Consider the following 16,718-nt stretch of genomic DNA (forward strand, 5'->3'; position numbering starts at 1 on the left):
CGGCTTCACGTGACTGGCCGCCCGACGGCCGCCGGCAAACCGCGACGACGCACGCCGGCACCGCGCCCGGCGAATGCTTGCCACGCGATCGCGCGGGGCCGTTTGCGGTCGCGTTCGAATCTGTTCACCACGCCGGCCGGATTTCACGTTTCCTCGCCAAACTGTCACTTACATTCGTCGAAATGACGCAGTAGGATGCCGAACCTTGTCTAGATGAGATTCGCATTGCTATCCGCCTTCAATTTCGATAACGGACGAGGTTCGCACCGGGACGCCCGCGCCTGGGCACGGCTATCCGGCTTCGTGCACCCGCGCGGCCATGCCGCCCGTGCATCGCACGCCGGTTCACCGCTGGCGGGGCGAGGCGGATGAAGCTCTACGAGAAATTTGCAAACGACATAGAGAGACTCATCCGGCAGGGCGTATATCGACACGGCGATCGTGTTCCTTCGGTGCGGCAGGCGAGCCAGCAGCACCGGATCAGCATCACGACCGTGCTGCATGCGTATCTGTTGCTGGAAAGCCGCGGGCTGCTCGAAAGCCGCCCGCAGTCGGGCTATTTCGTGAACCTGCGACGCGACGACAGCCATGCGCCGGTGCGCGAGCTGCGGCCGTCGAAGCCGATCGCGATCTCGTCGTCGGTCGACGTGAGCCGGCTGGTGCTGTCGACGCTGCGCTCGATCGGCACCGACGACGCGGTGCCGCTCGGTTCGCCGTACCCGGACCCGAGCCTGTTTCCGTTCGAGAAGCTGAACCGCTACGCGTATGCGGCCGGCCGCGACAAGTCGCTGTGGGGCGTGACGGACGGCTTGCCGCCGGGGCATCCGCGGCTGATCCGGCAGATCGCGCGCCGCTACCTGGAAAACGGGATGTCGGTGGATCCGAACGAGATCATCGTGACGGTCGGCGCGACGGAGGCGATCAACCTGTGCCTGCAGGCGGTCGCGAAACCGGGCGACACGATTGCAGTGGAATCGCCGACGTTCTACGCGATGCTGCACGCGATCGAGCGGATGGGGATGAAGGCGATCGAGGTCGCGACACATCCGGAATACGGGATCGACATCGCGGCGCTGGCCGCGATCGCGAAGTCGCAGCCGATCGCCGCGTGCATGGTGATGCCGAACTTCCAGAACCCGCTCGGCTTCCAGATGCCGGACGAGCGCAAGCGCGAGCTGGTCGAGTTCGCCGCGAAAGCCGACCTGCCGATCATCGAGAACGGCGTGTACAACGAACTGTACTTCGGCAACATGCATCCGAGCACGCTGAAGTCGTTCGACCGGCACGACATCGTGCTGCATTGCTCGTCGTTTTCGAAGAGCCTGACGGCCGCGTACCGGATCGGCTGGGCGCTGCCGGGCCGCTATCGCGAGCAGGTCGAGAAGCTGAAATTCCTGAACACGCTCGCGACGCCGTCGCTGCCGCAGCTCGCGATTGCCGAGTTTCTCGAACGCGACGGCTACGAGCATCACCTGCGGCGGATTCGCAAGGCCTATGCGCAGCAGGCGAACCTGATGCGCACGATGGTGTCGCGGTTCTTTCCGGAAGGCACGCGCATCTCGAGCCCGGCGGGCGGCTACGTGCTGTGGATCGAACTGCCTGCGCAGATCGACGCGATGCGGCTGTACCAGCTTGCGCTGGAGCAGGGGATCACGATCGGGCCCGGCTACATGTTCTCGATCACGGACAGCTACCGGAACTTCATCCGGCTGAACTACAGCAGCCCGTGGTCGCCGGAGATCGAACAGGCGGTGATCGCGGTCGGCAAGCTCGCCGCCTACTGCCTCGACTGAGTGAGCCGCCGCGCGTCGCGTGTCATGCGGCACGCGCGCGGCGTCACGTCAGCCGGTACGACTGCGCGCCCGTTCCCGCGAGCGTGCCGCCGTCGACGATCAGGTATTCGTTGCGGATCGGCTTGCCGTCGAACCAGCACTGCAGGATCTCCAGCGTGCCGGCCGCGTAGCGCGCCTGCGCGGACAGCGACGTGCCCGAGATGTGCGGGGTCATTCCGTTGAACGGCATCGTGCGCCACGGGTGATCGGCCGGCGCCGGCTGCGGAAACCACACGTCGCCGCCGTAGCCCGCGAGATGCCCGGACGTGAGGGCATTCACGACCGCGTCGCGGTCGACCAGCTTGGCGCGCGCGGTGTTGATCAGGTACGCGCCGCGCTTCATGCGCGCGATCATCGCCGCGTCGAACAGGTGCTCGGTCGACGGGTACAACGGAATCTGCAGGTTGACGATGTCGACGGCGCTCGCGAGCGACGCGGCATCGGCGTGATAGGTGAGCCCGAGTGCCTGCTCGATCGATGCATCGAGCCGGTGGCGTTGCGTGTAGTGCAGCTGCAGCCCGAACGGCTGCAGCCGGCGCAGCACGGCGAGCCCGATGCGCCCCGCGCCGACCGTGCCGAAATGCATGCCTTCGACGTCGTAGCTGCGCGACACGCAATCGGCGATGTTCCAGCCGCCTTGCTGCGCGATCGCATGCGACGGCAAGTAGTTGCGCACCAGCGCGAGCGTCGTCATCACCACGTGCTCGGCCACGCTGATGCTGTTCGAGCCGGTGACTTCGGCGACGGTGATGTGCGCGCGCGCGGCGGCGTCGAGATCGACGTGATCGGAGCCGATGCCGGCCGTCAGCGCGAGCTTCAGCTTCGGCGCGCGGGCGATCCGTTCGGCCGTCAGGTACGCGGGCCAGAACGGCTGCGAGATCACGATGTCCGCTTCGGGCAGCCGGCGCTCGAATTCGGAGTCGGGGCCGTCCTTGTCGCTCGTGACGATCAGCGTGTGGCCGTGCGCTTCCAGATAGGCGCGCAAGCCGAGCGCGCCGGACACCGAGCCGACGAGTTCGCCGGGACGAAAGCCGGGCGGGCCGGCCGGCGTCGGCGCGGTCTGCCCGTCCGCGTAGTGCGTGATGACCGGAATCGCATCGCGCACGTAGCGCGGCGGATAGCCGTCCACGGGATCGGGGTAGAGCACGCACAGGACGGTGGCCATCGGGTAGTACTCCTGGTGACGGGGAGAAGGCGGCACGCGGCTTGCGCGGGAGGCGCGGCGTGCGTCGCGGGCCGCTGCCGTGTTGCGCCGCAACGTTGATGACGTTCTACGCCCGTCATGGATCTCGTACAAGCTACAGTGCGTGTTTGCGTGCGCTGCGGGGACGTCTGTACCTGTTCTTTTCAGGAGGGATGTCGATAATGGGATCGTTACCTGACTTTTCGGGAGCCACGTCATGACTGCAAGCGACGATTCGTCGTCACGCCCCGATCTCACGCAAGGCATCGCGCTCGACGAGCTCGCCGACGGCGCAATGATCGAGGGCCATGTCGGCGATGCAGCGGTGCTGCTCGTGCGCCGCGCCGATGAACTGTTTGCCGTGGGCGCGCAGTGCCCGCACTACGGCGCGCCGTTGGCCGACGGCCTGCTGGAGGGCGACACGATCCACTGCCCGTGGCATCACGCGGCGTTCTGCCTGCGCACCGGCGCGCTGCTGCGCGCGCCCGCGCTCGACGGGCTGCCGTGCTGGCGCGTCGAACGCCGCGACGGCCGCGCCGTCGTGCTCGACGAGCGGCCGGCCGCCGCGCCGCCTGTATTGAATGCCGCCGGACTGCCCGCGTCGGTGGTAATCGTCGGCGGTGGCGCGGCTGCCATCGCGGCCGCGGTGACGCTGCGGCAGGAAGGCTATCCGCATCCCGTCACGCTGCTCACGGCCGATGTCGATCCGCCGTACGACCGGCCGAACCTGTCGAAAGACTATCTCGCCGGCACGGCCGATGCCGACTGGCTGCCGCTGCGTGCGCCGTCGTTCTATGCGGACCATCACATCGACGTGCGGTGCGGCACACGCGTCGTACGCATCGACCCAGCGCAGCAGGCGGTCGAACTGGCCGACGGCAGCCGCGTCGGCTACGGCGCGCTGCTGCTTGCAACGGGTGCCGAGCCGAACCGGCTGACCGTGCCCGGCGCGGATCTGCCGCACGTGTGCATGCTGCGCTCGCGCGCCGACTGCGACGCGCTGATCGGCAAGCTGAAAACGGCGCGTCGCTGCGTCGTGGTCGGCGCGAGCTTCATCGGGCTCGAAGCGGCCGCCGCGCTGCGCACGCGCGGGCTCGACGTGCAGGTCGTCGCGCCCGATGCGCATCCGATGGCGCGCGTGCTCGGCGAAGCGCTCGGCAGCACGATCCAGGCACTGCACGAGTCGCACGGCGTCGTGTTCCATCTCGGTGCGACGCCCGCGCGGATCACGCCGGACAGCGTGACGCTGTCGACCGGCGACGTGCTGCCGGCCGATCTCGTGGTGGTCGGCATCGGCGTGCATCCGAACGTGGCCCTCGCGCAGGACGCGGGGCTGGCCGTCGACCGAGGCGTGACGGTCGACCGCTTCCTTCAGACGAGTGCGCCCGGCATCTACGCGGCCGGCGACATCGCGCGCTGGCCCGATCCGCTGACGGGCGAGCGGATTCGCGTCGAGCACTGGGTCGTCGCCGAGCGGCAGGGCATCGTCGCCGCGCACAACATGCTCGGGCAGCAGCGGCCGTTCGACGCGGTGCCGTTCTTCTGGAGCCAGCATTACGACCTGACGGTCAACTATGTCGGGCATGCAGAGCAATTCGATCGGGTCGAGATCGATGGCGACCTCGCCGCGCACGATTGCTCGATCGCGTACTGGCGCGGCAACACGCGGCTTGCGGTCGCGACGGTGGGCCGCGATCTCGACAGCCTGAAGGCGGAAGCAGCATTCGAGCAGCAGATTGCAGCCGCGTGACAGCGATGTGACGACATGATTCGAACCCGGAGGCGAGATGAATCCCGATGTGCGTGCCCGTTTCGAAACCGAGTTTGCGCCGCGTATCGCGGCGCGCGTGCTCGGCCTGTATCAGCCTGGCGAAGTGAGAGTGGACGTCGTGCCGCACGACGGGCAGGGCAGCCCGACCTGTGTCGACGTGATCGGCCTCACGTCGACGGTCGGCTTGCCGAACCGGCTGAACGCGCGGCTCGCGTGGCGTGACGATGCGATCGATGCGTTGCTGGCCGAGCCCGACCGCAGCCGCTTCGACCGCTATCTCGCGGCGCTGCCGGCCACGATCGAACGCTGGCAGATGGAGTTGCCGGTCGATTTCAGCACGCGCACCCAGCGCGATCGCGAGATCCTGATCGGCGATCTGGATTTCGATGCGTGAACGCGCCGTGCGATGCGCGCGGATGAGCCGGTTGCCGCTAGCGGTCGCGTGTCTTGATGATCACGCGGCCCTGGTCGATGCCGCCGCGCAGGGCTTCGTCGCACGTGAGCCATTCGGGTGTGACGAGCTCGGGCGCGGGCAGGTCGACCGGCGCGCCGTCGCGGAAGATCCGCACCTGCGCGACCCACGCGCCGTTCGCGTTGCGCGTCGCATCGACGCGAATCTCGTGATCCATGAAGGTGTCGGTGGCTTGCATCGGTCGGGGCCCTCCGTCGTGCGTGAACGCGGTGCGTCGATCGTAGCAGCATGGCGTGCGCCGTGCATCCGGAACGAAACGGAACCTGCGCGCGATTCGACGCACGTGTCGACGCGCGAGACGGGAGCGAACCTGTGGCCTTCGACCTGACGTTTTCCATCAAGGTGTTCGCGGCGCTGTTCGCGATCATGAACCCGATCGCGAACATTCCGGTGTTCCTGTCGCTGACCGAAGGCGCGGCGGACGGCGTGCGCCGCAAGGTCGCGCTGACGGCCGCGATCGGCGTGACGGTCGGCTGCATCGTGTCGGCGGTGGCAGGCGGCGCGATCCTGCATGTGTTCGGCCTGACGATCGACGATTTCCGCCTCGCGGGCGGGCTGCTGGTGCTGCTGATCGCGCTGTCGATGCTGCACGGCGCGCCGAGCCGGCAGCATTCGCCGGGCGACGACGAAGGCGCCGATCCGGCCGCGGCCGAGAGCGTCGCGATCTATCCGCTGACGATCCCGTTGCTCGTCGGCCCCGGCACGATCGCGACGATGATCGTGCTCGGGCATGGCGCGTTCTCGACCGGGCAGGAATTCGCGTTCGCGCTCGGGCTTGCCGCGTTTCTCGTGTTGCTGGCCGTCTCGCTGCTGTCGGCACCGCTGATCGGCCATTACCTGTCGCCGCGCGTGACGGCGGTGACGCAACGGCTGATGGGGATGATTCTCGCGGCGATCGCGATGCAGATGATCGTCGCGAGCCTGAAGGCCGCATTCGGGCTGCCGCACTGAGTGCCGCCCATCTCGAACCGGCCGCCTGATTTCATGGAGTCGTTGATGAATACGTTGATCGTGTTGTCCTATCCCGACCTCGCGGCCGCCCATCGCGCGCTCGCCGAACTCGATACGTTGCGCGACCGGCACGTCGTCGCGCTGTCGGGAGTGGCGATCGTCGAGTGCACGGCCGATGGACAGTTGCGCGCGCATGCGGTCGACCCCGATCGCACGCCGCCCGCGTCGCTGCTCGACAGCGTGGTCGAACATATCGAATCGTCGCTCGACGCATGGCGCGAGAAGCCGGTGGACGACGCACTGATCGACCGCGTCGCGCGCAAGGCGCGCCCCGGCACCGTGTCGCTCGGGCTGGCCGCGACGCAACTCGATATCTACGCGCTGAGCACGGCGCTCGCACCGTTCGGCGGAGACGTGATCGACACGACGCTGTCGATCGACGACGAACTGAAGCTCGTCGAAGCGATCTCGAAAGCGCGCGACGGCGGCAGTCAGGCCTCAACCGACTGACGGTTCGACGAAGCGGATAGAGCGCTCGATGGTCGGCAAGTCACGCGGCAGGGTCTGAATCGAACGCACGCTATCAAGCGGCCACTCTCGTCATCCGAGAATTCCGACATGCGAAAAATCAGATCGGAAAGTTTGACCGCATGGCGCGTCAACGTGCACAAAAGACGGGATCCGGGCGACTTCACGCTACATGATCGCCTTGAAGCGATGGCGTTCTTACCGATTGCCGCGCATTGAATCTGGCAATGCAGGTTACGTGGGCGGATAGATTTATTCGATGACCGGCGAATGCACGACATGCCTCTCCTATACTCACAGGGACGCTTTTCACGGGAGGACAGCCCATCCGCACGAGTGCATCGATCAAGCCATATCGTCGTGCGACCGACGGCCGGACCTCGCTACAATCCGCCGCGGTCCCGGCAGGCAAGCGCGCCGGGCCGCCTCACAAGGAGCCACGATGCCCTACGTCCTGATCGTCGAAGATGACGCCGACACGCGGACGATGCTCGCGGCGCTCGCGCGCACGCAGCAGCTTGCGTGCGACACGGCCGCGACGCTCGAGGAAGCGCGCACGCTCGTCACGACGCACCCCCCTGATCTCGTGCTGTGCGATCTCGTGCTGCCGGACGGCAACGGGATGGATCTGTTCGATGCGTTGCCGAAGCATTCGCACTGCGAAATGGTGCTGACCACCGGCCACGCAAGCCTCGAAACCGCGATCGACGCACTGCGGCGCGGCGCGACCGACTACCTGGTGAAGCCGCTCAACATGCAGCGGCTGAACAGCATCTTCGCGCGCGTGCCGCGCACCACCGCACTGCATGAAGAGATTGCCGAACTGCGTTCGGAGCTGCAGCGCCTCGGCCGTTTCGGCCGCATGCTCGGTAGCTCGCCCGCGATGCAGACCGTCTACGATGCGATCGGCCGGGTCGCGCGCACCGAGGCGTCGGTCCTGCTGACGGGCGAATCGGGCACCGGCAAGGAGCTCGCCGCGCAGACGGTGCACGACCTGAGCCTGCGCCGCCGCGGCCCGTTCCTCGCGGTGAACTGCGGCGCGATCGCCGCGAACCTCGTCGAGAGCGAGATGTTCGGTCACGACCGCGGCAGCTTCACCGGCGCGGAGCGCCAGCACAAGGGCTTCTTCGAACGCGCGGACGGCGGCACGCTGTTTCTCGACGAGATCACCGAGATGCCGCTCGAGTCACAGGTCAAGCTGCTGCGCGTGCTCGAGACCGGGCGCCTCACGCGGCTCGGCTCGACGCGCGAGATCGATGTCGACGTGCGCATCGTCGCGGCGACCAACCGCGATCCGGAAGCCGCGATGGCCGACGGCAAGCTGCGGCCCGACCTGTTCCACCGGATCAACGTGTTCCCGATCCCGCTGCCGTCGCTGCGCGAGCGCGGCGACGACATCCCGATGCTCGCCGACGCATTCCTGCAGCAGTTCAACGCCGAAAGCGGCCGGAACCTGCGCTTCGCACCGGCCGCGCGCGACGCGCTGAAGACCTATGCGTGGCCCGGCAACGTACGCGAGCTGCGCAACTTCGTGCAGCGCGCGAGCATCTTCTGCGACGCGGACGTGATCGATACGCTGCCGCCGCCGATCATGGACGAACTGTCGAACCTGGCCGATTCGCACGAGGATCGTGTGACCGTGCCGTTCGGCACGTCGCTCGAGGAAGCCGACCGCAAGCTGATCCTCGGCACGATCGCGCAATGCGGGGGCGTGAAGGCGCAGGCGGCCGAGGTGCTCGACGTCAGCCTGAAGACGATCTACAACCGGCTCGCGCAGCTCGAAGACGAAGTGGACAAGCCTGAATCCTGATGCCGCCGCGACCGACCCGCCGGCAGGAGTGTGATCGATGATCGACATTTCGCGGACCCGCGCCGGCAACTACGTCACGGCCGTGATGCTGGTTGCGATCGCCACCGTGCTGCAGGCGCTCGCGATCCGCTTCGGCGGCGTGAACCTGCCGCTCGTCCTCTACTATCCGCTGCTCGCGGGCGCCGCGTGGGCGACGTCGTTCCTGTTCGGGATGGCCTCGACGGTCGTCAGCGGCCTGCTCGTGTGGACGCTGTTCCTCTCGGATCCCGCGGCCTATACGCAGCCGCTGCCCGATCGGCTCGTGCGGCTCGGCACCTTCGTGCTGATCTGCGCGCTCGTCTGCGCGATCGCGTCGATGCTGCGCCACGCGCGCTTCACGAGCGATGCGGCGCTACGGCGTGAAGTGGCCGCGCGCCGGCGGCTCGAAGCCGTGCTGCAGGCGTTGCCGCATGGCGTGATCGCCACCGACACGAACGGGCGGCTCACTTACCTCAACGCCGCCGCGGCCGCGCTCGTCGGCTGCCGGCCCGACGATGCGATGGGCCGCGCCGCGCGCGACGTGCTGCGGATCGCCGATCGCGACGGCCGGCGCGTTCAATCGACACCGCTCGATCTCGCGCTCGGCGGCGAGGGTGTCACATCGGATCGCCACTGGCTGCAGGCGGAAGGGAGCGAGCCGGTGCCGATCGTCGAGGTGGCCGCGCCGCTCGGCGATGCGGACGGCAACGTCGACGGCGCCGTGCTGCTGCTGCGCGACGCCGGTGCCGACCGTTCGCGGGCCGATGCGTCGCGGTTGCAGCGCGCGGTCGTCGACGCGTCGCCCGACGCGATCGTCGGCATCGATGGCGACGGCCGCATCGTCAGCTGGAACCCGGCCGCGCAACGCATGTTCGGCTACGACGAAAGCCAGGCGCACGGGCGCATGTTCGAGTCGCTGGTGGCGATGCGCTGGCTGAAACGCAAGCCGCTCGTGCAGTCGTTCGACGACATGCACGCGGCGGTCGGGCCGATCGACCTGCTGTGCGTGCGGCGCGACGGCCGGCGCTTCCGGGCGACCGTGTCGGCGGGCCCGGTACGCGGCGACGTGCGTGCCTCCGTCGCGTTGTCGCTGACGCTGCGCGAAGCCGGCGCGCAGCGCCGCCGCGACCTGCGCGCGCAGCGGTCGCTGCAGGGCGCACGCGATGCGCGCGACCAGGCCGATACGTCGAACCGGCTGAAGGACGAACTGCTCGCGACGGTGTCGCACGAGCTGCGCACGCCGCTGAACGTGATCTACGGCTGGGTCGAGGTGCTGCGCAATTCGGGCGACAGCGCGCTGCAGCAGCAGGCGGTCGACGCGATCGACCGCAGCGCGCGCTCGCTCACGCGGATGGTCGGCGACATCCTCGACGCGTCGTCGCTCGCGACCGGCAAGCTGCAGCTCGACGCGCGGCCGGTGGACGTCGTGCGGCTGTTCTCCGATTCGGTCGGCGCGTTCCAGACGGCCGCGTCGTCGGCCGGCATCGTGCTCGAATTCGACTGTGCGGCGTCGACCTGCGTGGTGTCGGGCGATGCCGAGCGTTTGCGGCAGATGCTGTCGAACCTCGTGTCGAACGCGCTCAAGTTCACGCCGTCCGGCGGCAGCGTGACGGTCGGGCTCGCCCGCAACGATGCGCGGGTGGTGCTGACCGTGAGCGACACGGGGCAGGGCATCGTGCCGGCGTTCCTGCCGTACGTGTTCGACATGTTCCGCCGCGCGGAGGATTCGCCGGCGTCGTCGCGGCGCGGGCTTGGCCTCGGCCTGTCGATCGTGCGGCATATCGCCGAGCTGCACGGCGGCGGCGTGACGGTCGAGAGTGCGGGCCGCAATCGCGGCGCGACGTTTACGGTGACGCTGCCGGCCGGCTGGCAACCGGTCGGCGCGATGGCGTGGGGGAATGCGCACGTGGACGGCCATCGCGCCCCGTTGACGCTCGATACGCAACGCGTCCTGATCGTCGACGACGATCCGACGACGCGCGAGAGCCTCACCGCCGCGCTGACGACGTTCGGCGCGGCCGTCGCGATCGCGTCGACGGGGCGCGAAGCGCTCGCGGTGGCCGCCGACCTGCGGCCGACCGTCGTGCTGTCCGATCTCGCGATGCCCGACGGCGACGGCTTCTGGCTGCTCGACGCGTTGCGGCGCGCCGGCATGAACGGCGGCGGCGGGCCGCCCGCCATGCGGGTGCTCGCCGTGACCGCGCATGCGGGCCTGGCCGACGAACGCCGCGCGCTCGAGGCCGGGTTCGACGGCTATCTGTGCAAGCCGGTCGACGTGCGCGAACTGGCGGACAAGATCGTGCGCGTGACGAAGCAGGACGGCTGACGCGGCGGCCGTCCGTCATTGCCCTGTTGCGACGGCCCGTTTCGGTGATGCGGGGCCGGCCTCGACCGGCGGCCGGCAGGCTGCATCGCGCGCGGCATGCGATGCGCCATCACGTCCGCTTCGGCTGCGACACGCCTTCGAGCGTGTTCGCGACGTCGTCGCGCGCCGGGCCGGTCGAGCGCGTCGCGATGTCCGCGAGCGACAGCATCCCGACCAGCCGCTTGTCGTGATCGACGACCGGCAGGCGCCGCAACTGCGCATCGGCCATGTAATGCTGGATCTCGTCCAGCGAATCGTCCTCGAAACACCATTCGATCGGGCCCGACGCGACTTCCTGGATCCGCGTCTCCGGCGGCTTGCCGACCGAGATCGCGCGCACCGCGAGGTCGCGGTCCGTCACCATCCCCACCAGCCGGTTGTTGTCGCATACGGGGAGCGCGCCGATGTCGTAGCGCTCCATCAACTGCGCGGCATGGCGGATCGAATCGGTCGGCGCGATGCGCACGACGTCCTGCGACATGATTTCGTTGACGCGATGCATGACGACCTCCTGGCGGGTTGGATGGGGTGATTCCTCTGCGGATTCGGCAAACCGCATGCCGTGCGGCACGCTCGGCTCGTGATTCGCCGGCGCATTTGCGCGGGTTTTGATGCGGCCTTTCGTCATGCGTATCGCGTAATGCCGCCCGTCGCGCGGAACATGTCCTCGAGCGGCGGGGCGATAGGGCATTCCGAATGACGAATGGCGCGTGCGCCTGTGATCCCGCTGCTTCCGCGGCGGCGACGGATCGGTGCGTCGTTCGTGCATTGGCGCGTCATGGCCGGGCCGGGTCGCATCCTTCATGGCAACGCGCCCGCGGACGACGAAGACGCGAACGTTTCCGCAACGACCATGCCCGCGCTCGGCACGCGGCACGCGACTTGCCGTATCGACGGGGAACACGACGAAGATGACGACGACCACGTGCGGCGCGACCCGTGCCGGCTGCGCACACACCACACGGAGGCACGATGACGATTCCAAAACGGCGAGAGGGCGTGCGCTACGAGCTCAACGTTTGCGGTGGCGGGTTCGATTCGGTGAAGAGCCACTTCCAGGAATGGAAGAGCGAACCGCTGATCTACCGGCCCGAGCGCCGGATGTTCGAGGGCAAGGCGGACGTACGGCCGCTCGGGGAAGAGACGTTCGGCTCGACCGAGCCGGCGCGATTCGCGCTGCAGCGTGCGTGCGAGCCCACCGACACGTATGCGCTCGCGGCACGCGTGCGCGACGACGGCCGCGAGCTGTGGCTCGTGATGGCCGCGTACGACGCATAGCGGCGCGCAGGCAGGCATCGCGGCGAACGACGGTGGTCCCAAACGCGCGGCACACCGCGGGACGATGTGCTTGACGCGTGAACGGACGGCACGTGGATTGCGAATTGGCGGGGACCTGCCCAACCGATTCCGCGGCTGCCGCGGATGTCAGGAGGTGTTCGATGAAACCGATCCGCACGATCCGCACGGGCGCATGCCTGCTGGCCGCCGCGTGCGCGCTGGCTGCATGCACGCAACCTGGCCCCTACGGCGCGCGAGGCGCGCCGCCCGCGCCGCCGGGCGCCCACCCGCCGTCGCCGGGCACGACGATGCCCGACGCCAATACGCGTTACGAGACACGGCCGTCGCCGGGCAACACGTTGCCGCCGGGTGCGACCGGTGGCGACCCGGTCGACGTGCCGCCACCGGGCCCGAACGGCACGCCGGGCGACCCGACGCTGCCGGGCACGCCGCCGCCGACGCAGTACTGATACATCCCACAGCCGGCGCGACGCGGGACGGTGCGCGAAACGCGTGCCCAAAACTTGCCGACAGCTTGTAAAAAAGCGGCCCCGACGCGCTGCAAGACGGGGTACGAACCTGCGCGAGCCGCGACGCGGTGCGATCGCGCCCTCTGGCATGGAAGCTGCATCAATCCTGACCGAATACGAAACGAAACCCGTGAAACGTCAGGAGGACCATCGATGTCCGTCTCGCTTGCGCTGCAGATGCGACAGCATCTGGCACTTACGCCGAGGCTTCAGCAGTCGCTGCGGTTGCTGCAGTTGTCCTCGCTCGAATTTCAACAGGAATTGCGGCAGGCGCTCGATCAGAATCCGTTCCTCGAGGATGGCCAGGGAGACGAGGAGGCTGCCGCCGATGCCCCCGGCCAACCGGCGGAAGCCGCCGCGCCCGAAGCGGCCCCCCAGCCTGACGACGCTCGCCCGCAGGACGGCGAAGCCCCCGAAGTGCCGGAGGTGTCCGAGGTGTCGTTGACGGCCGCGCCCACGCCGCGCGGCACGAGCCGCCAGGGCGACGATGCGGGCGGCCAGTCGCCCGGCGAGTGGCTGGCCGCGGAGCCGTCGCTGAATCAGCAGCTGCACGATGCGTTGCGGCTCTATCCGTTGAACCGGCGTGACCGTGAAGCCGCGCGCCTCGTGATCGACGCGCTCGACGACGACGGCTACCTGCGCCAGGAACTGGCCGAACTGCTGGTCGCGGCCGACCCCGCGCTGCTGCTCTCCGAGCAGGATCTCGCGATCGCACTGCGGCTCGTGCAGATGCTCGACCGCCCGGGCCTGGCCGCGCGCTCGCTGTCCGAGTGTCTCGTGCTGCAACTCGACGCGATTCCGGCCGGCACGCCGGCGCTCGCGGAAGCGAAGGCAATCGCGCGCGAGCATCTCGAGCGTCTGGCCCGCCGCGAGACGGCCGAGATCCAGCGGCGGCTCGGCTGCGACGCGCCGACGCTGCAGGCGGCCTGCGCGCTGGTGCGCGGGCTCGATCCGCGCCCCGGCAATCATTACGGCAGCACGCGCGGCGACTACGTGGTGCCCGACGTGATCGTGCGCCAGGTGCGCGACGAGTGGATCGTGACGATCAACCCGGCCGTGCTGCCGCGCGCGCGGCTGCATGAACGCTATGCGACGCTGTTCGCGCAGTCGAGCGGTGAACGCGATTCGCCGCTCGGCCAGCAGCTGCAGGAAGCGCGCTGGCTGATCCGCAACGTGCAGAAGCGCTTCGAGACGATCCAGCGCGTCGGCGAATGCATCGTCGCGCGGCAGCGCGATTTCTTCCGCTACGGCGAGATCGCGATGAAGCCGCTCGTGTTGCGCGACATCGCCGAGGAACTCGACCTGCACGAATCGACCGTGTCGCGCGCGACGGGCAACAAGTACATGGCCACGCCGCACGGCACGTTCGAGTTCAAGCATTTCTTCCCGCGCAAGCTCGAGGCGGCCGGCAAGGGCGTGTGCTCGGCGGCGGCCGCGAAGGTGCTGATCCGCGACATGATCGCGGCCGAGCGGCACACCGATCCGCTGTCCGACGTCACGCTCGCGCAGAACCTCGCGGGCCGCGGCATCCTGCTCGCGCGTCGCACGGTGACGAAGTATCGCCAGGCGATGAAGATTCCGCCGGCTGACCTGCGCCGCCGCGACGCCGCATGACGGCGGCCCGGGCGAGCCTGTCGCGTGCACGTGCCGACCGTCGCGTCGACGCGTGCGCCCACGACAGGCGCGCAACCATGCCGGCAAAGTCTCAAGCCCGGCAGAGCGCGGCGGGCGCCGTGCTGTCGGCCGGGCGCGGCAACACGAAAATGCGGGACCTCATGCCGTCGGCGAAGCCGATGGCCAGGTCGATGAGCGAAAAGGAACGTGAAAAAATGGCGTCCACGCCGCGATGCGGCAAACCGGAGCACAAGCACGATGCGTGACCGGCGACGACGTGTATTGACCACTGCTGCCATCCAGGAGGTATCCATGCTGCGATACGCGGTCATCTTCTTCATCATCGCGATCGTCGCGGCCGTGTTCGGCTTCGGCGGGATCGCGGCCGGCGCGGCCGAGATCGCGAAGATCCTGTTCTACATCTTCGTCGTGATCTTCCTCGTCACGCTGCTGCTGGGCGTCGTGCGACGATGAGCGGCGCACCCATCCGGTCGCAGCGCATCGCGGAACTCGAGCATGCGCTCGCGATCGGCTTTCCGTCGGAATCGACCGTCGTCGTGCACGCGGACGACACGTCCGGGCGGCTGACGATCCAGGTCTCGTGGGTGCGTGTGCCGTCCGACGAGGACGCGCGCGAATGTCGTTGCACGGTCGACCTGCGGTTCGAGCCGGACGTGATCACGCGCTATGCGTCGCTCGGCGCGGCCGACCGGCTGCGCGTGCGCACGGTTCTGTGTGACCGCGCGCGGCGCGCGGTGGACGAGCGCAAGCCGCGCGTCGAGGAGGCGGTGATCGAATGCAACGTCGCGCTCGACGTGACGCGCGCCGAACTCGACGCGGCGCTGCGCGCGCCCTGACGCCGCTGCCGCTCGCAGGGCGGCGGCGCGGCGATCCGCGTGGCTGCTGCATCCCGAACGCGGCGAGCGCATGTCGATGTCGATGCTTCCCTCACACCCCTGCGGCGCCACCACCCGCGTGGCGGCCTGATTGCGTGGCAGCGCGCATCGTCGTGCACGCGTCAGCGCCGATGCTGCAGCCGGTGATACCAGTTCATCAGCGGCGTCGCGGTGATCCCGTGCGCGATCACCGATGCCGACACGACGGCCAGCACGGGGGCCGCGAGCGGACGCACCGCGGCGGAGGGCCCATGTTCGAGCGCGAACAGCAGATAGTAGAACGAGCCGATGCCGCGGATGCCGAACCATGCCATCAGCCGTCGCTGCGCATGCGTCGCGCGCGAACCGGTGAGCGTGACCAGCACCGCGAGCGGGCGCACGGCGACGAACAGCACGACGGCCAGCGAGGCCGCGCGCCACGTCAGCAGCGGGCCGGGCAGCGTCATGAGCACGCTGCCGATCATCGTCATCACGAGGGCTTCGGCGATCCGTTCGAGCTCGATCGTGAAGCCGAGCACCGATTCGGCCATGAACGCGTGCGCTTTGTCCGGATGCTTCTCGGTGGCGACGACGTCGGACGAATCGATCTGGCCGATCACGTCGCGCGGCGCGCGATCGCCGCTCGCGCGGTGCTCGACCCGGCGCATCGCGACCCCGGCCGCGAACGTCGCGATGAACCCGAATGCATGCGCGAACTGCGCGGCGCCGAACGACAGCACGATCAGCGCGAGCGCGAAGAAGCCTTCGAGGCCGAGCGCCTGCGCGTGGCGCGTGCGCAGCCAGCCGATCGTCTTCGTCGTGATCCAGCCGAGGCCGCCGCCGATCGCGGCCCCACCGGCGATGCCCCACAGCGCGGTGAGCGCGAACGCGCCCGACAGCGGCGGCAGCCCGTGCGTCGTGCCGGGTGCGCCGCACAGCGCGAGCCCGGCCAGCGCGAACGGCAGTGCGATCCCGTCGTTCAGGCCGCCTTCGCCCGACAGCGCGAAGCGTACGAGATCTCGATCGCCCGGGTCGTGCACCTGCACGTCGTGCGCGAGCACCGGGTCGGTCGGCGCGAGGATCGCCGCGAGCAGCAGCGCGGGGCCCCAGTCGAGCCCGAGGGCGAGCATCGCGCACGCGGCCAGCAGCGGCACGGTGAGGCCCATCGCGAGCAGGCCGAGGCGGCACGGCACGTGCCACAGCCGGTCGGTGAGCGGCACGCGCAGCCGCAGCCCGATCGCAAACAGCGAGACGAGCAGCGCGATCTCGACGATTTCACGCAGCAGCCGTGCATCGCGTTCGAGATCGAGATCCAGCAGGCCGGCGCCGGCCGGGCCGAGCACGACGCCGAGCACGAGATAGATCATCGCGGTGCTGACGGGCAGGTGGCGCAGCGCGGACGTCGCGACGCCCATGCCCATCAGCACCGCGCCGACGATCAGGTACCAGAGCGTCTCGTGCATGTGTGCCGTGGCAGGCCGATCAGGTGGT

General features: G+C 68.9%; 18 protein-coding genes. 14 read left to right on the top strand and 4 right to left on the bottom strand.

The features are described 5' to 3' along the window. Positions 1 to 368: 368 nt before the first annotated feature. Positions 369 to 1,793 (top strand): aminotransferase-like domain-containing protein, encoded by a 1,425-nt coding sequence (locus tag CFB40_RS32665; RefSeq protein ID WP_069249479.1) that lies wholly within the window; start codon positions 369 to 371, stop codon positions 1,791 to 1,793. 43 nt (positions 1,794 to 1,836) lie between these two features. Here CFB40_RS32665 and CFB40_RS32670 read toward each other — a convergent pair whose 3' ends face one another. Beyond that, positions 1,837 to 2,997, bottom strand: coding sequence for an NAD-dependent formate dehydrogenase (locus CFB40_RS32670; RefSeq protein WP_089433641.1), 1,161 nt, complete (start codon positions 2,995 to 2,997; stop codon positions 1,837 to 1,839). A 235-nt stretch (positions 2,998 to 3,232) separates the two neighbouring features. Here CFB40_RS32670 and CFB40_RS32675 point away from each other — a divergent pair, with 235 nt between their 5' ends. Further along, complete coding sequence (locus tag CFB40_RS32675) at positions 3,233 to 4,765, top strand: FAD-dependent oxidoreductase (protein ID WP_089433642.1); 1,533 nt, start codon at positions 3,233 to 3,235, stop codon at positions 4,763 to 4,765. A gap of 37 nt (positions 4,766 to 4,802) precedes the next feature. Next, positions 4,803 to 5,180, top strand: a complete 378-nt coding sequence (locus CFB40_RS32680; protein ID WP_089433643.1) for a DUF5594 family protein — start codon at positions 4,803 to 4,805, stop codon at positions 5,178 to 5,180. A 37-nt stretch (positions 5,181 to 5,217) separates the two neighbouring features. Here CFB40_RS32680 and CFB40_RS32685 read toward each other — a convergent pair whose 3' ends face one another. Then, positions 5,218 to 5,436 carry a DUF6566 family protein gene (locus tag CFB40_RS32685; RefSeq protein WP_011349700.1) on the bottom strand — a complete coding sequence of 73 codons (219 nt, stop codon included), beginning with the start codon at positions 5,434 to 5,436 and terminating at the stop codon, positions 5,218 to 5,220. Between the two features lie 134 nt (positions 5,437 to 5,570). On the opposite strand from CFB40_RS32685, the gene CFB40_RS32690 reads away from it, so the two are divergent. The 4 genes from CFB40_RS32690 (at position 5,571) to CFB40_RS32705 (ending at position 10,891) form a co-directional block, all read left to right on the top strand. Continuing rightward, positions 5,571 to 6,209 (top strand): MarC family protein, encoded by a 639-nt coding sequence (locus tag CFB40_RS32690; protein WP_089429605.1) that lies wholly within the window; start codon positions 5,571 to 5,573, stop codon positions 6,207 to 6,209. Between the two features lie 45 nt (positions 6,210 to 6,254). Continuing rightward, positions 6,255 to 6,719 carry a DUF1269 domain-containing protein gene (locus CFB40_RS32695; RefSeq protein ID WP_089429606.1) on the top strand — a complete coding sequence of 155 codons (465 nt, stop codon included), beginning with the start codon at positions 6,255 to 6,257 and terminating at the stop codon, positions 6,717 to 6,719. 460 nt (positions 6,720 to 7,179) lie between these two features. Further along, positions 7,180 to 8,547, top strand: coding sequence for a sigma-54-dependent transcriptional regulator (locus tag CFB40_RS32700; protein WP_089433644.1), 1,368 nt, complete (start codon positions 7,180 to 7,182; stop codon positions 8,545 to 8,547). Positions 8,548 to 8,584: 37 nt separating this feature from the next. Beyond that, positions 8,585 to 10,891 (top strand): hybrid sensor histidine kinase/response regulator, encoded by a 2,307-nt coding sequence (locus CFB40_RS32705; RefSeq protein ID WP_089433645.1) that lies wholly within the window; start codon positions 8,585 to 8,587, stop codon positions 10,889 to 10,891. Between the two features lie 109 nt (positions 10,892 to 11,000). On the opposite strand, the gene CFB40_RS32710 is transcribed toward CFB40_RS32705, so the two are convergent. Further along, entirely contained in the window at positions 11,001 to 11,432 is a 432-nt protein-coding gene (locus CFB40_RS32710; protein WP_089433646.1) for a CBS domain-containing protein, read from the bottom strand. A 216-nt stretch (positions 11,433 to 11,648) separates the two neighbouring features. On the opposite strand from CFB40_RS32710, the gene CFB40_RS32715 reads away from it, so the two are divergent. The 7 genes from CFB40_RS32715 (at position 11,649) to CFB40_RS32745 (ending at position 15,209) form a co-directional block, all read left to right on the top strand. Beyond that, entirely contained in the window at positions 11,649 to 11,906 is a 258-nt protein-coding gene (locus CFB40_RS32715; RefSeq protein ID WP_143329917.1) for a hypothetical protein, read from the top strand. Next, entirely contained in the window at positions 11,903 to 12,208 is a 306-nt protein-coding gene (locus CFB40_RS32720) for a hypothetical protein (RefSeq protein ID WP_089433648.1), read from the top strand. Before CFB40_RS32715 ends, CFB40_RS32720 begins: the two co-directional genes overlap by 4 nt. Positions 12,209 to 12,369: 161 nt before the next feature. Next, positions 12,370 to 12,678, top strand: coding sequence for a hypothetical protein (locus CFB40_RS32725; RefSeq protein ID WP_089429612.1), 309 nt, complete (start codon positions 12,370 to 12,372; stop codon positions 12,676 to 12,678). A 213-nt stretch (positions 12,679 to 12,891) separates the two neighbouring features. Continuing rightward, positions 12,892 to 14,352 carry an RNA polymerase factor sigma-54 gene (locus CFB40_RS32730; protein WP_089433649.1) on the top strand — a complete coding sequence of 487 codons (1,461 nt, stop codon included), beginning with the start codon at positions 12,892 to 12,894 and terminating at the stop codon, positions 14,350 to 14,352. A gap of 77 nt (positions 14,353 to 14,429) precedes the next feature. After that, on the top strand, positions 14,430 to 14,618 hold the full coding sequence (locus tag CFB40_RS32735; RefSeq protein ID WP_089430114.1) for a DUF3008 family protein: 189 nt from the start codon (positions 14,430 to 14,432) through the stop codon (positions 14,616 to 14,618). Positions 14,619 to 14,664: 46 nt separating this feature from the next. Continuing rightward, positions 14,665 to 14,826 carry a DUF1328 domain-containing protein gene (locus CFB40_RS32740; RefSeq protein WP_011349711.1) on the top strand — a complete coding sequence of 54 codons (162 nt, stop codon included), beginning with the start codon at positions 14,665 to 14,667 and terminating at the stop codon, positions 14,824 to 14,826. Next, entirely contained in the window at positions 14,823 to 15,209 is a 387-nt protein-coding gene (locus CFB40_RS32745) for a DUF3022 domain-containing protein (RefSeq protein WP_089433650.1), read from the top strand. The genes CFB40_RS32740 and CFB40_RS32745 overlap by 4 nt, the downstream gene beginning before the upstream one ends. Positions 15,210 to 15,370: 161 nt before the next feature. Here CFB40_RS32745 and CFB40_RS32750 read toward each other — a convergent pair whose 3' ends face one another. After that, positions 15,371 to 16,690 carry a cation:proton antiporter gene (locus CFB40_RS32750; RefSeq protein WP_089433651.1) on the bottom strand — a complete coding sequence of 440 codons (1,320 nt, stop codon included), beginning with the start codon at positions 16,688 to 16,690 and terminating at the stop codon, positions 15,371 to 15,373. Between the last annotated feature and the right edge of the window lie 28 nt (positions 16,691 to 16,718).

Source organism: Burkholderia sp. AU31652, from assembly GCF_002223155.1.
In the GTDB taxonomy this organism is placed as follows: Bacteria; Pseudomonadota; Gammaproteobacteria; order Burkholderiales; family Burkholderiaceae; genus Burkholderia.

What these genes read in the sequence shown, in the direction of transcription:
- CFB40_RS32665 (WP_069249479.1), top strand. Translation starts at nt 369, where the DNA reads ATGAAGCTCTACGAGAAATTTGCAAACGACATAGAGAGACTCATCCGG.
- CFB40_RS32670 (WP_089433641.1), bottom strand. Translation starts at nt 2,997, where the DNA reads ATGGCCACCGTCCTGTGCGTGCTCTACCCCGATCCCGTGGACGGCTAT.
- CFB40_RS32675 (WP_089433642.1), top strand. Translation starts at nt 3,233, where the DNA reads ATGACTGCAAGCGACGATTCGTCGTCACGCCCCGATCTCACGCAAGGC.
- CFB40_RS32680 (WP_089433643.1), top strand. Translation starts at nt 4,803, where the DNA reads ATGAATCCCGATGTGCGTGCCCGTTTCGAAACCGAGTTTGCGCCGCGT.
- CFB40_RS32685 (WP_011349700.1), bottom strand. Translation starts at nt 5,436, where the DNA reads ATGCAAGCCACCGACACCTTCATGGATCACGAGATTCGCGTCGATGCG.
- CFB40_RS32695 (WP_089429606.1), top strand. Translation starts at nt 6,255, where the DNA reads ATGAATACGTTGATCGTGTTGTCCTATCCCGACCTCGCGGCCGCCCAT.
- CFB40_RS32700 (WP_089433644.1), top strand. Translation starts at nt 7,180, where the DNA reads ATGCCCTACGTCCTGATCGTCGAAGATGACGCCGACACGCGGACGATG.
- CFB40_RS32705 (WP_089433645.1), top strand. Translation starts at nt 8,585, where the DNA reads ATGATCGACATTTCGCGGACCCGCGCCGGCAACTACGTCACGGCCGTG.
- CFB40_RS32710 (WP_089433646.1), bottom strand. Translation starts at nt 11,432, where the DNA reads ATGCATCGCGTCAACGAAATCATGTCGCAGGACGTCGTGCGCATCGCG.
- CFB40_RS32720 (WP_089433648.1), top strand. Translation starts at nt 11,903, where the DNA reads ATGACGATTCCAAAACGGCGAGAGGGCGTGCGCTACGAGCTCAACGTT.
- CFB40_RS32725 (WP_089429612.1), top strand. Translation starts at nt 12,370, where the DNA reads ATGAAACCGATCCGCACGATCCGCACGGGCGCATGCCTGCTGGCCGCC.
- CFB40_RS32730 (WP_089433649.1), top strand. Translation starts at nt 12,892, where the DNA reads ATGTCCGTCTCGCTTGCGCTGCAGATGCGACAGCATCTGGCACTTACG.
- CFB40_RS32735 (WP_089430114.1), top strand. Translation starts at nt 14,430, where the DNA reads ATGCCGGCAAAGTCTCAAGCCCGGCAGAGCGCGGCGGGCGCCGTGCTG.
- CFB40_RS32740 (WP_011349711.1), top strand. Translation starts at nt 14,665, where the DNA reads ATGCTGCGATACGCGGTCATCTTCTTCATCATCGCGATCGTCGCGGCC.
- CFB40_RS32745 (WP_089433650.1), top strand. Translation starts at nt 14,823, where the DNA reads ATGAGCGGCGCACCCATCCGGTCGCAGCGCATCGCGGAACTCGAGCAT.
- CFB40_RS32750 (WP_089433651.1), bottom strand. Translation starts at nt 16,690, where the DNA reads ATGCACGAGACGCTCTGGTACCTGATCGTCGGCGCGGTGCTGATGGGC.